The sequence below is a fragment of the Endothiovibrio diazotrophicus genome (assembly GCF_054657215.1).
Genome location: NZ_BAAHXB010000072.1, coordinates 1 through 15,547, shown reverse-complemented (window position 1 = coordinate 15,547; position 15,547 = coordinate 1). Strand labels below are relative to the sequence as shown.

The window sequence follows — 15,547 nt, the reverse complement described above, 5'->3', positions numbered from 1 at the left end:
TTGGCTGATGAAAAATTGGGTAGGTTGTGCCAAGGACGGGAGGCGCGCCGGTCGGAGTGGTACGCTTCGTATCTCGCCCCCCTCACTACTTCACGGCGGTGGGACCGAAGAGTCCCTGCAACGTCTTCCGCGCCCCGGGGTGCCCGTGGCCGGCCGCCTTGCGCATCCACTGGATCGAGCGCCGCGAATCCTTTTCCACGCCCCGGCCGACCGCATACATCACACCCATCATATATTGGGCATCCGCCACCCCCCTGTCGGCCGCTTTGCGGAACAGCTCCACCGCCTTCCGGTCATCCCGGGGAACACCCCGCCCATCGAAATAGAGATAACCGAGCGCATAGTAGGCCGGCGGGTACCCTCCGGCCGCCGACCGGGCGAACCACTCGCGGGCCTGCGCATCCTCCTTGTCCCGCGCAAGGCGCATCCCCGTCTCGTACTGCATCTTGGCCACATCCTCGGTGCCGTTGTCCGCCGATGCGTAAGCCAAGCCCGAAGTAGCCCCAAGTGAACACCACGCAATCAACGCGACACTGAACAGACGCAGACCTTTCATTCTCCAGCCTCCACCACAACTCGCGATACCGCGGCCTCCCCAACGCATCATACGTTAGTGTACCGAGCCGCAACCCTTTCAACGCCCCACAAAAAACCCCGCCTTTCGGCGGGGTTTGACTTGACAAAACGCGGAAGTGTCTTACTTCGCCGGCAGGCGCAGGAAGTCCACCCCACTCTCCACCTCACCATAACCGGTGTTGGTGCCGCGCACTGAACCGGAACTGGAGGCGCTGGTGTAGGTGTTGACAGGCAACACGGTGACCGCTCCTTGGGAATCGACCATCAGCTCGAAAACCGTCCACACGTCGCCGTATCCGCCGGAGAGGGTCGAGTTGTCACTGGGCGGAGAGAAGCTCCGCTCGCTGCCGTCGCCGTACACCAGACGTACAGTGGCGTTGGCGGTGGAAAGATCGCTGCTACCGGAATAGTGGAACACCGAATAGCGATAGAGACCCGCACGCAAAATGCCCGCATCGGTGGGCGGACGGATCGTCACGGTCTCCGGACCGTAGGAAGTGGTGTCATCCACATCCAGATTGGCGACGTCGCAGCAGCTGGAGCGATTCCCGTAGTAGAGGTGGAAACGGTTGGTCTCGTCGCTGGCCGTACCGTCGGAGTTCTCGTCCGGCCCGGTCAGGTGGGAATCCAGATCCCGAGGATTCTCGCCCCAACTGAGAATGACCCGCACCTCATTGGTCGCCAAACCGCCACTGGAAGTATCGGTCGGGTTGAGCGCCACGCCCACGGAGGTGGGTTCGTCGCAGCTCACCGTTACCACTTGCTCCGTGTCGGAATAGCCCGTGGCCGTCACGCCGACATGAATGGAGCCTTCGAGCAGGTTGCTGAAGCTCGCCTCACCATCGCTGCTGGAAGTGGTGCTATTGGATCCGATGGAGACCTCCGCGTCGCTCACCGGATTCCCGGTGTAGGCGTCGGAGATATTGAGCGTCAGACTGGCGCACCGGCTGGCTGAACTGGTGCCTTCATCCACGCTCGCCCCGAGATCCGGAACCAAATGCAGGGTCTGTTCATCGAAGCGGAATGGGATCGTGTAATTCGCGCTGACGATCTGAGGCCGGCTCCCCGCGAAGCTGAGCACGAAGTCCACTCGGATATTCTCAATGTTGATAACATGATCGCTGACGCCGTAGCCGGTGGCGTCATTGAAATAGACGTCATAGCCCTGGGACTGGGCCAAGCTGCCGCTGGCAGCCAGTGCCACACCCAGCACCATCGCCGCAAGTTTTTTACCCTGAAATTTCATGTTTCTCCCCATCTTTCAATTAATTAATGATCGACACCTTAACAGACGTATGCCTCCTCCTGCGCCCTCTGGCGCCTTGAAGTATAGCAAAGCCCTCCAATCGCAATAGACCACAGAAAGGACAATGCCCATCACATACCCGCGAACAACCCATTCATTTCAAGCAAATTCCTGATAAACAAACAGCTTTTCCTCTACCCCTTGCGACCTTCGGACAGAAGCTCCCGATAGATACCTTCGAGACGCTCCGCAACTCGATCGATCCTAAAAGAACGCTGATAGCGCTCCCTCCCAGCCTCTCCAAGCTGTCGCAAACGCTCGGGAGCCGCCGCCACGCGTCCGATGGCCTCCGCCCAGTTGTCGACATCCCCCGGCCTCGCATGGATCCCTTCAACCCCGTCTCTCACTACCCAGCCGACTCCGGAACCGGGGATGGAACTTACCAAAGCGGCTCTCCCATGGGCCATCGCCTCGATCAACACCACACCGAACGCCTCGGTCCTCTCCAATGACGGAAGGCAGAAAAGATCGCCCGCTTCCAGGAAGGCATGCACCTCCTTCTCCGGGAGCCTCCCGGTGAAAAGCACCCGTCCGGCCACCCCCAACTCCCTTGCCAACCCCTCCAGACGAACCCGCCCCTCACCTTCGCCAACCAGTACGAGGCTTGCCCCTTCAGTCCGCGACAGCGCGCGAAGCAACACCTCGTGCCCCTTGTAGTAGGTCAAGCGCCCAATGGTCAGTAGCCGCACCCCTCCGCTTGGCCAACGCTGGCGCGTCTGCTGCACCAGCCCGTCGTCCACGAGCGGGATGCGCGCCGGATCCATACCGAGCGGAACCACCTCCACCCGGTCACGGTAGAGCGCCAACGCCGCACTGGTGTCGAGATAGGGCGGAGAGGTGGCAACGACCCGCGCGGAACGCCGCAACACAGCCCGCTCAAACGGCTTATAGAGAGGATATAGATGGGCGAGCTTCCGATCGTGTTCCGAAGCAACCACATCGGAGTGCCAGTGGACCACCCACGGACGTCGCTTGGCTGCTGGCGACACCAACCCCCAAAACGCCGAAGTATTGGGCAGATGAAGATGGATCAGGTCGGGCTCGAACTCCCGCACCACACGCTCGAACCAGAGGAGAAACGATGGCGCCACCGGGGCATACGCCATTCTTCCGTAGGAAGGAACCCGCCAGATCCGCACATCTCCCTCGACCGCTCCGGCGGCAACCGCCCCCCTACCTATAGAGTGATCATGCACCAACGCCCCCACACACATCCCCAGCCGGGATTGAGCGGGAAGCAGGTCCGCCATGAAGGTCTCGATCCCTCCCCAAAAAGGAGGCCAATACTTCCCTACGTGCAGCACTCGAATGCTCATCTGGCGACGAGCACTGCGACACTTCGGGCGCAAGACGGCCTCCGCCGCCCGTCGATCATTTCTCCGGCACCAAACGGTCTCCAAAGGGCGTGTGCACCACCTTCATGCCGGGCGGCACCTCATCCGGGTTGATCTTTTTTGGCTTGAAATCGCGATACTTCTCGCGTCGCTCCGCCAACTCCTTCGCCTGCTTCCGCGCCACCTCCTCATCGACCGGTGCGCTCTTTCCTGCCCTGGCCCGCTCCAATGCCGCCTGAAATGGATTTGCTGCTGGCTGAGCCAAAGCGGCTTTCTGGAGAGGCTTGGAGGACTTGGGCGGTGACTTCGCATTCCGCCGGACCAGACTGAGAATCGCCGACTGGTTACCCGCCATGCAGCGTACGCCGGACTCGAGCACGTCACTACACTCGACCCCTTCCGGATAGACCAGGCGCACTTCTCGAGGCCGGATACTGCTGACCTGATAGCCCTCGAACCCCGGAACATCCACCACATCCCCGGGCTGCCAGCGGAGCTTCACATCCCCCCCGGCGGGGGTTTCGAGGATCGCGGAGTAGCGATTGGCCAGCTTTGACGTACCGCGCAGAACGAACGGCTTACCTCCACCCCGAATTGGAGGCTTTGGCCGAACAACCTTCGGCGGCGGCGGCGGGGGAGACTCGACTTTCGGAGGCGGGGGCGCCTCTCCCCGGCTAGGACTGAAAAGATCGATCTCTTCCGCGCCAAAAGCCGAAATGTGGTGCAGCGAGAACAGCGCAACGAGTAGCGCACAGCCACAGGATCTGGAGCAAGCGGAGATCATAACAAAGGTCCCTAACAGATTCGGTGACCGGCAGCCCTCCAAACACGCCGAGAGAAAAGTCATCGGAGGGAAAAGCCGGATCACCCGCAAGAATAAGAGACGGCACCAAGGAAATCAAAAAAAAGGCGCCCCCAAAAGGGGGCGCCTTCCATCAACCACCTCTCAAGCGAGAGGTGCCGATCAGCACTTACTCAACAACGAAGTGGACCGGGGTGGTGTTGTAGACGATCTCGCCACCCACCTCGTAACCCACGAACACGTCGAAGGTGCCGGGCAGCCCGGAAAGGCCGGTAGCCACAGAGACAGTCTCGGTAGCGGCCAGCGTGCGGGGACCGTCGGCGGCGATCAGGTTGGAGACCTGACCGTCCCACATCTGCCACGCACCGGTGCTGTCCTTCATGAACCACATCATCCCAGCCCCCTGGTCGAGAGCGGCCACCACCAGAATGGAACCCTGCTGACCAACGTCGTTGGGGTCAATCGCGATGGAACCGGTCACGTCCAGGCTGTCGGCAGCGGCGAAGCTGCCGGTCAGCGAGTAGCTGGCTCCGCTGTCATCGCTCACGCCCGCGGCGATAGTGGCGTTGGTGGGATTGCCGCTGAGAGTGGCCGGAGTGCCAGTGTCGGGCGGGGTCATCACCTGACTCACCGTGATATTGATGGTCAGCGTGCTCGGGGTAGAAGCGGAATCGCTCACCACAACGCTGGTGGTACCCACAGCAACCGGAGTCACCGTCAGCACACCGTTGACCAGGGAGGCGGTCGCCACGGTGCTATCAGGCTGGGTGGAGATGCTGAGAGAACCGACACCACCGCTCAAGGTCACGGTACCGGTACCGGAGGTGGTGATACTGAGGTCGGTGCTGTCGGCGCTCAGGGCCAGCGGGGTGCCGACCACCGCAACCACCTCCATGGAGCCGATCACGCCAGCCCCGTGTGTGGCACTCAGATCACCATCGTTGATCGACACCTCTACATTGCCGTCGGCAGTGCCGCTGGCGACGTTCACCTTCAGACCCGCGAAGGACACCTTGGTGGCACCGGTCGAGGCGGTGCTCGGCGCGCGGATGATCAGGGTGTCGTTGGAGGAGAAGGTGGTGGCCCGCTCAAATTCCCAGTTGGCACCGGTAGTGGTGGTACCGCTGTAGCTGTTGGCGGTATCAACAGTGGCAACCAGCTTGGTGCCGGAGGAACCGGTAAGGGCCGTAGTCACCGCAGGAGTGGCGGTCGCCCAGGTCAGCCCAGTCGGCAGCACTACGCGGAACTGACCACTGGCAGCGATCGCACCCTGGAAGGACTCCGTGACGGAAAGGGTGCCGATGGACTGGGTCGGGGTGCCGGCGGTCAGCGAGGTGATGCTGCTGACGGCGGTGGTGGTACCCTGAGCCGCAGTCGCGACGGTGGCGGTGCCGGAAGCACCCGCAGTACCACCGATGGTCACCGCGATGTCGCCCGCGGAAACGGTGGAGGCGACCGAGATCGAGCCGGAGACCGTGATGGTCGCGGCGCTGCTCGAGGCGGTGGAGACCGGCACGGTGGCGGTCTGACTGTCGCTGGAAAGCGTCACGGTGCCAAGGCCCATGCTGCCGGTGGCGCTAACGGTGGGCGCCGCACTCCAGGTCACGCCGGCGGGCAGCGCCAAGGTGATGGTGCTGCTGTTGGCGAGCAGGGCGCTGGCGACGTCCTCCTTGATGGTGAACTCACCGATGCCCTGCCCGGAGGCACCGATGCCGACGGTCGGAATGGTGGTGTTGGCAGTGACGGTGACCGAGGAATCGACCACGGTCAGCACCGCGACGGAGGCGGCGGTAACGCCGGAACCGGTGGAGCCGGCGATCGCCACCGACAGGTCACCCGCGGAGACACTGCTCGCAACGTTCACGCTGAGACCACTGACGGTGTAGGTGGTCGTGGTGGTGTCGGTTGCGGTGCTGTTGGGAACCGGGATGGTGATGGTGGAGGTCTGGAAGCCGATCGACGAGCTGACCGTAGCCGCGGCACTGGCCACCGAGGGGGTGAAGACAGGCTGGGCAGCGAAAGTCACGCCGTCGGGCAGGGTCAGGGTGACGGTGGAGCTGCCGGCATCCGAAACCACCTCACCGAAGTTCTCCTTGATCAGGATGTTGGAGGCGGTGACGGCGTTGCGGCCCGCGGGGGTCTTGCCCAGGGTGGTGTTGACCGCCGAGGAAGTGGTGGAACCGGTAGCGGCGGTGGCGATCTGCACATCGCCGGCGGTCACGCTGCCCGTACCACCGATGGTCGCATTGATGGCACCAGCGGCGACGGTGGCACCCACCGTCAGGTTGGCCATCGGAATGGAGAGCTGACCGACGCTGGAACCGGTGGAGGCGCCGCCGGAGGCAACGGTCCAGGTGGCGGTGCGGCTGTCGCTGGACATGGTCGCAGCCTGCGCGGTGTTCGCAGTGGCGCCGATGTCCATGTTGGTCGGCGTGGCGGTCGGTTTGGCACCAAAGGAGACGCCGGTCGGGAGAGAGACGGTGATGGTCTTGCCGGAGGCCAGGGTACCGGTGGCGCTCTCGGTGATCAGCAGGGTGCCGCCGACCTGGGCGGTACCGCCGATGTGAACGTTGGGAGCGGTCGTGGTCAGCTCGTTGGTGGTACCGGCGGTCACGGCGCGACCGCTGACCACGGAGCCGGAAGTCAGGCCGGGGTTGCCGGGAGTTTTGGAGGCGATGCTGACAGAGATGTCACCGGCGGCCACGGTGCTCGCGACGTTGACGTCGATGCTGCTGATGAGGATGGTAGCGGCAACGGCCGACGCGGTGCCAATGGTCCAGGTCGCACGATCGTTCTTGCTGTCGCCGTCAGTGTCCTCGAGGGTCGCGCTGCCGGAGCTCAGGACCGTACCCGCGGCGGTGTTGGATACCGCGGCGGTGACGGTGGTGTCGCTGAAGGAGACCCCCGTCGGCAGCTGAATGTAAACGGTGTTGGACGGGCTGGTGGCGGAGAGCTGGCCAGCACCGCCCTCGATCAGCTGGATGTTACCCAGGGTGACCGCGGAGCCGCCGATCAGGACGTTGGGGACGGTCGCCGCGGAGTTGGTCGTCGCGGCCTGCACACCCGCCGCCCCCAGTGCCAGCGTCACGGCAACCGCTACGTGGTTCTTCTTCATCATCTCGATGTTCTCCTTCGATGTCGAACAAAAATTTCTACGGGTTTTCGCTAGTTTCGGCCAAAACTGCTTAATCGCTCATCCGCGTTCCAGCACGATCCACAGCCCTGCGACCAAGCCTACGCGGATGGATAATAACCATGTGCGTAGAAAAATCAAGGGACATCTCGCCCCCTCGATTATTGGCCATGGGGCGAAGTTACAACACCCCATGTGTTTTTACAACAACAATTGCACGAGAGGTCGAAATTTCACAACGTGCGGTCACAGAAGTGAAAAACGGGTAAAACATTCGTCCGTTTTCTCGCTGTTTCGGGCTATTTTCCGGAAGCCGGCGGGGGCGCAGATGACTGACCCAACGCCTTCGTCACCACTTCCAGGCTGTTCATCAGCAGCGGGTTCGATGGATTGGCACTGAGCCCTTCACGCAACACCTCCTCCGCCTGACGAGCCTCTCGCCGCTCGAGCAGCACCGCGGCCAGATTGTTCCAGGAGACGGGATTGGTCGAGTAGACGCGGATGGCCTCGCGGTAGTCCGCTTCCGCGTCGCTCAACGCCCCCTGACGTTTGGATATGTTTCCACGGTTGGTCAGCAGTTTCGATCGGTTCAGCGGATTGATCGATCCCGCCGTGCTCAAGGTGTGATCGATCACCGCCATCGCGTCCTTCATTCGCCCCACGCGGATCAGCGCCGCGACAAAGGTGACCACCGCCGCCTCATCCAGACGAATCGGCCCGGGCTTTCCGCCATTCTTCGCCTCACTGGCCCGCTGCAGGGCCGTCAAGGCATCGTTGGGGCGGTCCGCCGCCAAATACTCCTTGGCGACAATCGACCACGGACGATAGTGGGCGGGGGAAAGGCGAGCGTTCTTCTCCCAAAAACCCAGCCGGTCATTCCACTCCTCGTTTCGCTCCCGGGTCGCCCCCAAAAGGAGCAGGGAAACCAGCCCCGCGGCAATCGCCACGGACCTCACTCCAATGAGCGGGGAAAATCGATGGATCAGATCTGCTGTGGCAATACTCAAGCCGACCAACGGGAGATACATCCGATGCTCCACAAACGTGTCTTTGATCGGCAACACCGATGACTCGACCAGATGTGCGATATAGAAAAAGAGTATGCCGAACGAGATCAGCGGCGCCCGCCGCACCAAAAACACGCCCGCACCGATCGCCACCAGATGAAAGGCGGCAAACAGCAGATGCTCCGCACCGAAATGGACCGGGAGCACCGGTGGGTTGTAATCCACCCGCAGATCGACCGGCCAGACATACAGCCCCAGGTAGTGGAACAACCCCTTCAGCTGGAGAAGGAAATAGTCCCCCCGCCCTATTACCGAGGCCTCACCCCGCAAGACTCCAGCCAAGGCCTCGGGAGAGAAGGGGTTGATGTGGTACATCAAGCCAATCACCCCGGCCAAACCCGCCGCGACCGCGATACCGAGCCCTGCAACGAAGAGGAGCCGCCGCCGGTCCATGCCAAACAGCACCCACTCCAGCAACAACACCGCCAACGGCAGCGTGAAGGTATTCTGTTTGGTGAAGAGGGCGGCACCCATCGTCACCAAGGCCGCCCCCATCCATAACCCCCGGGCGTACCACGCCGTCGCCACCCTTCCATAGATATAAAAGAGGAGCGTCGCCACATAAAAGAGGGCCGCAAGGGAGGCGAGCCGCTGAACGATGTAGGTCACCGCCTGGATTTGCAGCGGGTGGACGAGAAACAGCGTGGCCGCAACCAGTGGAATGAAGGCCATTCGCCACCGCGCTTGGGAACCGTCCTCGGCGCTGGTGCGATAGACAAGCTGGCGAGCCAACAGATACACCAAGATAGCGGCCGTCAGATGAATGGTGACGTTCACCAAGTGGAAGCCGAATACGGAGGGGCCTCCGATCTGGTAATTGGCCCAAAATGTCATGTAGCCCAAAAAACGGATGGAAAACTGTTGCCATACCGCCGCGGGCCCCCCGCTGACGATTGAGGGACTTTCCAGAATCGATGAATAATCGTCAAAATAGAATGGCACGCTCAGCGTGTGGCCATAGCCGATCAACACCAGCAGAAGCAGCACCACTGGCGCCACAAAAGGCGACCCCAAGAGGGTTACCAATCGCTGCTCATTCATCCACGGCACGATCCGATCCCCCCATCATCATTGCCTCACCCCACCGTCGACGCGAAACCGAGCAAGACGCTCGACCACCGCATCGAAGACGCCATTCCAATCCTCCGCCTGGGGCTGCCGAAACAACGTCGCCCGATCATACCAGGCGGTGGTCGCCCCACTCTCCAGCCAACGCCAATCGGGACTCGTCGCCAACAGCACCCAACACTCCTTGCCCAGGGCGCCGGCCAGGTGGACCACCGCGGTATCGACGGCCACCACCAAATCAAGTTGACCGATCACCTCCGCGGTAGCGGCAAAATCGGTCAACTGCCCGCTCAGATCGACGACCCGGCCATCCCCACCGAGTTCCCCCACCTCATCGGCCCGCTCACCCACCTGAAGACTGAACAGGCAAATTCCCTCCACTTCCAACAACCGTCGAAACATTCCCGCCGAACAGGAGCGACGACGATCCTCCCGATGCCCGGCACTACCGGCCCACACGATCCCCACCTTCAGGCCCTCCACCGCCGATAGGGCGGGAAGCGGACTCGGCACGGGGGGCACGGAAAGATAGCCTCCACTCCCCGGTAGCGTATCGATCCCGATACCGAGGCGATGAGGCAAGCTCATGATCGGAACGAAGAAATCGTAATCCTTGGTCACGATCCGGTCGGAATCGGCAACCACAAACCGGTCGACCCCCGGCGCCGCTCCGAGCAACCGCTCCAACGACCGCGGCGCCTCCAACACCAGGGTACCCACCCGCTCCTTCGCCCGGGGCAGGAAACGGGCGAACTGAATCACATCACCAAACCCCTGCTCGGCTCGCACCACCAGAACGCTCCCCGGCGCCACGGAACCATCCCACAGGGGGCCGGCATCGCGAAACCACGGGTGTGCCCACAACCAGTCCGCAGCCCGCAGTCGCCACTCATACTCCGGCCAACCTGCCGCATAGTCGCCGCAGCCAAGGAGCACCATGGCGTAGTTGAAATGGACCTTCGGTACCGTGGGGTTCAGCTTCAATGCGTTCTCGTAGACCCGCCGCGCCTCGACCGAATCCCCATCGCGGGAGAAGACGTTGGCGACGTTGCCCAACGCCTCGGAGAAATCCGGCTCGATCTCCAGCGCCCGTTCGAAACTGGCGCGGGCCTGCTGGTGATCGCCGAGAGAGAAGAGGGCGCTGCCGAGCGCGTTGTGGGCCGCTGCGAAATGAGGATGGCGCTCCACCAACGGTTGCAACACCTCCACCGCTCGAGCGAATTTACCCAGGGCGTTCAGGGCATTGGCCAGGTTGTTCTGCGCCTCGGGATAGTCCGGCCGCAGTTCGATCGCCACCCGGTAGTGTTCGATCGCCTCCTCCGTCCGCCCGTTCTCCGCCGCGACCACACCGAGATTGCACGACGCCTCGGCAAACCGGGGATTGCCCGCCAACGCCCGGCGGAAACAGGACTCCGCCTCCACGAACCGTCGCTGATTGAGATTGAGGGCACCCAGATTGTTGAGCACCTCGGGAAAGCCGGGGTCGAGCGCCAAGGCCCGATCATAGGCGGCACGGGCCCCGTCGGCGTCCCCGAGGGAAGAGAGAATCGAACCCTGCGTAAGGTAGTAGTGCTTGTTTTGCGGATTGAGTTCGATGGCGCGTTCGACGTAGGAGCGCGCCTCCGCGTGCTGCCCGAGGCAATGTTGGCAAACACCCTTCACGTAACACGCCCCGGAGTTGTCCGGCTGCTGCTGGAGCACCGCATCACAACTCGCAACCGCTTCTCCGTACCGCCCGGAGGAGTGCTGCTGGACCGCTCGGGAGAGCAGTTGATCGATGGAATCCACGGCCGCCTCGAAAAAACGGGAGCGAAATCAGACAAAGAGGCGCATCTGCCGCGCCCCACGCAGGTCAGCAGACGTAAAGCTAGTGTACTGCCCCGCAATTAATGGCCCTTTCAGCGCCCCCCAGAGGCGCCAGGACAAGGCGCGGCGCGCAGGCAATGGCGAGTCCTTGGCAAGCGCCGCAACGCCGGCCTGGCGTCTCTGGGGGGCGGCCTGCGGGCGAGCCGCCAAGCGGCCATCCGCGGCGTTGCGGTCTCTTGAGGCAGGGCGGCTGCCCCGGCGAGCCCGCGTCTTGCGGCTGACCGCTTGGCGACTCGCTGAAAGGGCCATTAATTGCGGGGCAGTACACTAGTGAAGCACCAATCGGGCCTGACGCTTGGAGCGCCGTTCCACCAGCCGGTAGAGATTGGCCATCGACGCCAGATGGAGGTAGATCAACGAGAGCTCACCGACCCGGAACAGCGCCATTACCTGCTGATCGGGCAACGCCAGCAGGCGCTCCTCATCCACCACCAGCATCCCCGGCACCGTCACCTTGCCCCCGTCGGCGAGGTTGATCGAGGCGTTGGACTCCTTCAGCAGCTGCGCCCCCTTCAAGCGGTTGATGAAGGCGCGGGTCCGCTCGTTCTGCTCCTGGAAATCCTTGAGCAGCTCAAGGTAGCCGGTAAGCCGCTCGCTCGCCTGGCCGTGATCGTCGAACAGCGGGTCCCCCTCCGTCTCGCCAAGCAACGATGATGCCTCGTCGACGTAGATCGGCAGCTCATCACCTTCCGCCTGCGCACCGGGGGCAAAGGGGTAGCGGCGAACGAACGCCGGGATATAAGAGGCATCCCACTCCCCCTTCCCATCGACGAACAGATTCTCATCGGTGGCCAGGCCGAGCATCGCCACCGCCATGGTCTCGCCGGTGGGGGAATTGGCGAAAAAGAGGGGGTAATTCATCGCCGCCATGGAGAACTCGGCGACCACCACGGGCACCGCACTGACCTCCGCCGCAAACCGATAGTCGATCTTCTCCGCAACCCGCAGATTCCGATGCCGCTCGGCATCGAGCAACGCGATACGTTCGTAAAAAAGCATGTCAGCCATGGGATACCATTTCCTCGAAGTGGATCGATCGGACGACCGGACGACGGGTCGCGAAGGGGCTATTATACCGACCGTGCCTGGAATTGCGCACATTGCCCACGGCGAAAGCGGAGGCCGCACGCTGGCATCCCCCCGCGCAGCACCCCATAATCGGATCGTCCCGGCATCACCAACGACAGCTACCGCAGATGAGGCTACGACTCCTTCTATCCCTTGTGCTCCTGCCGCTTTGCGGCTCCGCGCTGGCCGACACCCTGGCATTCACCAGCGCGACCCAGACCACCGCGGAGAGCAGCGGTTCCGTCGCGGTCACCGTATCCCGCACCGGCACCGGCAGCGGCGCGGCCACCGTCCAATACGCCACCAGCAACGGCAGCGCCCTGGCCGGCAGCGACTACACCCCCGCCACCGGCACCCTCAACTGGAACGACGGCGATCTCGCCGACAAGACCATCTCGATCACCCTCCCCGACGACCAGATCGTGGAAGGCACGGAAACGTTCACCATCGCCCTGGCCAACCCCACGGGCGCCACCCTCGGCACCCCGACCATCGCCACCATCACCCTGAGCGATGTCGAGCCCGGCCACATCGCCTTCACCGCCAACGCCTACACCGTCAGCGAGGACGCCGGCACCGCCACCATCACCGTCAGCCGCAGTGGCGGCACCACCGGCGCGGTATCGGTGACCTACAGCACCAGTCCGGACAGCGCGGCCTCCGACGTCGACTACACCGACACCTCCGGCACCCTGAGCTGGGCCGACGGCGAGGGAGGCAACAAGAGCTTCACCGTCGCCATCGTCAACGACGACGAAATCGAGGAGCGGGAGAGCCTCCAGCTCCATCTCAGCAACTTCAGCGACCCCGCCACCGGCAGCGCTCAGGACGCCCCGCTGTACATCGACAACGCCGACATCGCCGTCCAGTTCTCCCGGGAGAGCATCAGCGGCAACGAGGGAGACGAATGGATCTGGCTCACCGTCGACCGCCTCGGCGGCGGCAACGGCCAAGTCACGGTCCAGTACAGCGTCACCGCCGGCACCGCCGAAGCGGTGAGCGACTATCTGGCCGACTCCGCCACGGGCACCCTCACTTGGCCCAACGGCGTCACCGCCCCGGAGACCATCTACCTCCACCTGGTCGACGACGACCTCGCCGAACCGAACGAAACCCTCACCATCACCCTGGCCACCCCCTCCGGCGCCACCCTCGGCGATACCCCCTCGATCACCGTCACCATCGTCAACGACGACACCGACTTCTCCTCGCTGCTGACCACCATCACCCCGGAGCTGGAGGGCGTCACCCAACCCCCGGCGGTCGATCTCAGCGCCGACAGCCCGCTGACCGCCGACACCTCGATCATCGACGAGATCAACGGACTCACCGTAGTCAGCGAAGGCCGCTTCCTGTTCGCCCAGGACACCGCCAGCGGCCAGCTCAGCTCACCGGTGGCGAGCGACTCGCTCCTCGTCCTCCACCCGGTACGGGTCGAGACCCCGCTGAGCGGAGAAGGCCCCGGCCTCCACCTCAGCGATGCCGGCGAGGTGCGCATCGTCACCGACGACGGCCTGGCGGTGGTCTGCCTGCCCGCCTCCGGCGACCTCGCTGCACTCTACGACACGGTCAGCGACCTCGGACTCGCCGAGGTGGCGGTCAACGCCCACGGCGACCTGAGCATCCCCCTCAACAGCGGCGCCGCCCCGCTGGTCCCCAATGACCAAGGCGAACTGGTCATCCCCCCATCGTGGTTCCTGCGCTATGTCGCCCGCCCTGCGCTCTACGCCCCCCTCGCCGAGAGCGGCACCGCCCGCGGCATCGCCGTGGCCACCCACCCGACGCTCCACGGTTTCTACCAACTGATCCACCGCTTCACCGTGGAGAACCGGTTGCGCGAGCAGATCCTCTACCCGGCACTCGCCGACTGGGATGCAGTGGTCACCGCCCTCAGCCACGTCCCCGGCTTCCAGCGCATCGTCCAGGACAGCGAAGGGGTACTGAAGATCACCCTCGGCGGCACCACCCTCGCGACGATCCCCGACTACTTGGTCGACCGCTACGACCCCCTGGATTCCGATCAGGTCCAATTCGCCCCCCATGCGGACCTCAACGGCGACGGTACCGCGGACTACCTGATCCTCTACCCCAACGGCGACCAGCAGGCGCTCTACGTCCTCCCCTGACGTCCGGCCCGTCCGACCGCTCCCGCCGGGGGGGACAACCACATGCAGTAACCTGCCCGACACCCACCCGACAACAAGGAACCCCCCATGTCCCCCGCGGAACTCAACCAGCGCCACGCCATCGACGGCCACCTCCACTTCACCCGCGAAGGGGACGGCCCGACCCTCGCCGAGATCGACAACGCCCACGGCCACGCCACCCTCGCCCTGGAGGGCGGCCAACTCCTCAGCTGGACCCCCAAGGGTGACCAGCCCGTGGTCTGGCTCAGTCCCGAAGCGGTCTACAAACCGGGCAAGTCCCTGCGCGGCGGCGTACCGGTCTGCTGGCCCTGGTTCGGTCCCCACGAGAGCGATGCCACCCTCCCCGGCCACGGCTTCGCCCGCAACAAGCCGTGGTCGGTAACGGCCAGCGAGGCGCTGGCGGACGGCGCCACCCGCCTCACCCTCACCCTCGACCAGGACGACGAAACCGCCAAACTCTGGCCCCACCGCTGCGCTCTGAAACTTACCGTCACCGTCGGCACCACCCTCACCCTCGCGCTGACCACCCGCAACCTCGGCGACCAGCCGGTCACCCTCACCGAGGCGCTGCACACCTACTTCCACGTCGGCGACATCGAGCGGATTGAGATCAGCGGCCTGGAGGGGGTCGGCTACGTCGACAAGGTCAACGACGGGGCGCACACCGAACAGCAGGGGGCCGTCGTCATCCGCGGCGAGACCGACCGCGTCTACCTCGCCGCCCCCGACGAGTGCGTGATCCACGACCCCGACCTCGGCCGGCGCATCCACGTCACCAAGCACAACGGCCGCTCCACCGTGGTGTGGAACCCCTGGGCGGAGAAGGGTGCCGCCTTCGGCGACATGGGAGAGGACGGCTATCGCCGGATGCTCTGCGTCGAATCGGCCAACGCCCTGAGCGACGCCTGGAGCATCCCCCCCGGCGACGAGCACACCCTGAGCGCCGAATACCAAGTTTCCAAGATGTAAGGGACGCGGAAGGAAGTAAAAATCCCCAAATCGCGCCGGATCGCGCTTCTTCTTCAAGGGTCGCTCCCGGCCTCCTGCCTCCCGCGACACTTGTGCATCCCTGCACGTCGCGCGGCAAGGGGCGCATAGCCCGGCTATGTAACCCTTGCCGCAACGCCGAAGAGGGGCGGCGAGACAAGCGATTTGGGGTAATTTATTCTTTCCGCGCCCC

10 protein-coding genes are annotated in these 15,547 nt (G+C 63.8%); 2 read left to right on the top strand and 8 right to left on the bottom strand.

Going from position 1 to position 15,547, the window contains the following annotated elements:
• Positions 1–85 precede the first annotated feature (85 nt).
• From ACYQ2W_RS16715 to ACYQ2W_RS16680, 8 genes are all read right to left on the bottom strand, one after another.
• Positions 86–556, bottom strand: coding sequence for a tetratricopeptide repeat protein (locus ACYQ2W_RS16715; protein ID WP_459869503.1), 471 nt, complete (start codon positions 554–556; stop codon positions 86–88).
• Positions 557–697: 141 nt separating this feature from the next.
• Positions 698–1,822 carry a carboxypeptidase regulatory-like domain-containing protein gene (locus tag ACYQ2W_RS16710; RefSeq protein WP_459869501.1) on the bottom strand — a complete coding sequence of 375 codons (1,125 nt, stop codon included), beginning with the start codon at positions 1,820–1,822 and terminating at the stop codon, positions 698–700.
• Positions 1,823–2,016: 194 nt separating this feature from the next.
• On the bottom strand, positions 2,017–3,198 hold the full coding sequence (locus tag ACYQ2W_RS16705; protein WP_459869499.1) for a glycosyltransferase: 1,182 nt from the start codon (positions 3,196–3,198) through the stop codon (positions 2,017–2,019).
• A gap of 55 nt (positions 3,199–3,253) precedes the next feature.
• Positions 3,254–3,718, bottom strand: coding sequence for a hypothetical protein (locus ACYQ2W_RS16700; RefSeq protein WP_459869497.1), 465 nt, complete (start codon positions 3,716–3,718; stop codon positions 3,254–3,256).
• Positions 3,719–4,187: 469 nt separating this feature from the next.
• Complete coding sequence (locus ACYQ2W_RS16695; RefSeq protein ID WP_459869495.1) at positions 4,188–7,136, bottom strand: beta strand repeat-containing protein; 2,949 nt, start codon at positions 7,134–7,136, stop codon at positions 4,188–4,190.
• Between the two features lie 314 nt (positions 7,137–7,450).
• Complete coding sequence (locus ACYQ2W_RS16690) at positions 7,451–9,259, bottom strand: hypothetical protein (protein WP_459869493.1); 1,809 nt, start codon at positions 9,257–9,259, stop codon at positions 7,451–7,453.
• A gap of 27 nt (positions 9,260–9,286) precedes the next feature.
• Positions 9,287–11,074 carry a tetratricopeptide repeat protein gene (locus ACYQ2W_RS16685; protein WP_459869491.1) on the bottom strand — a complete coding sequence of 596 codons (1,788 nt, stop codon included), beginning with the start codon at positions 11,072–11,074 and terminating at the stop codon, positions 9,287–9,289.
• Positions 11,075–11,419: 345 nt separating this feature from the next.
• Entirely contained in the window at positions 11,420–12,160 is a 741-nt protein-coding gene (locus ACYQ2W_RS16680) for a SapC family protein (RefSeq protein WP_459869489.1), read from the bottom strand.
• Positions 12,161–12,375: 215 nt separating this feature from the next.
• Between ACYQ2W_RS16680 and ACYQ2W_RS16675 the strand changes: the two genes are divergently transcribed.
• A complete protein-coding gene (locus ACYQ2W_RS16675; RefSeq protein ID WP_459869487.1) occupies positions 12,376–14,346 on the top strand; it encodes a Calx-beta domain-containing protein in 1,971 nt (656 codons plus the stop codon).
• Positions 14,347–14,433: 87 nt separating this feature from the next.
• Positions 14,434–15,336, top strand: coding sequence for a D-hexose-6-phosphate mutarotase (locus ACYQ2W_RS16670; RefSeq protein WP_459869485.1), 903 nt, complete (start codon positions 14,434–14,436; stop codon positions 15,334–15,336).
• Positions 15,337–15,547 lie beyond the last annotated feature (211 nt).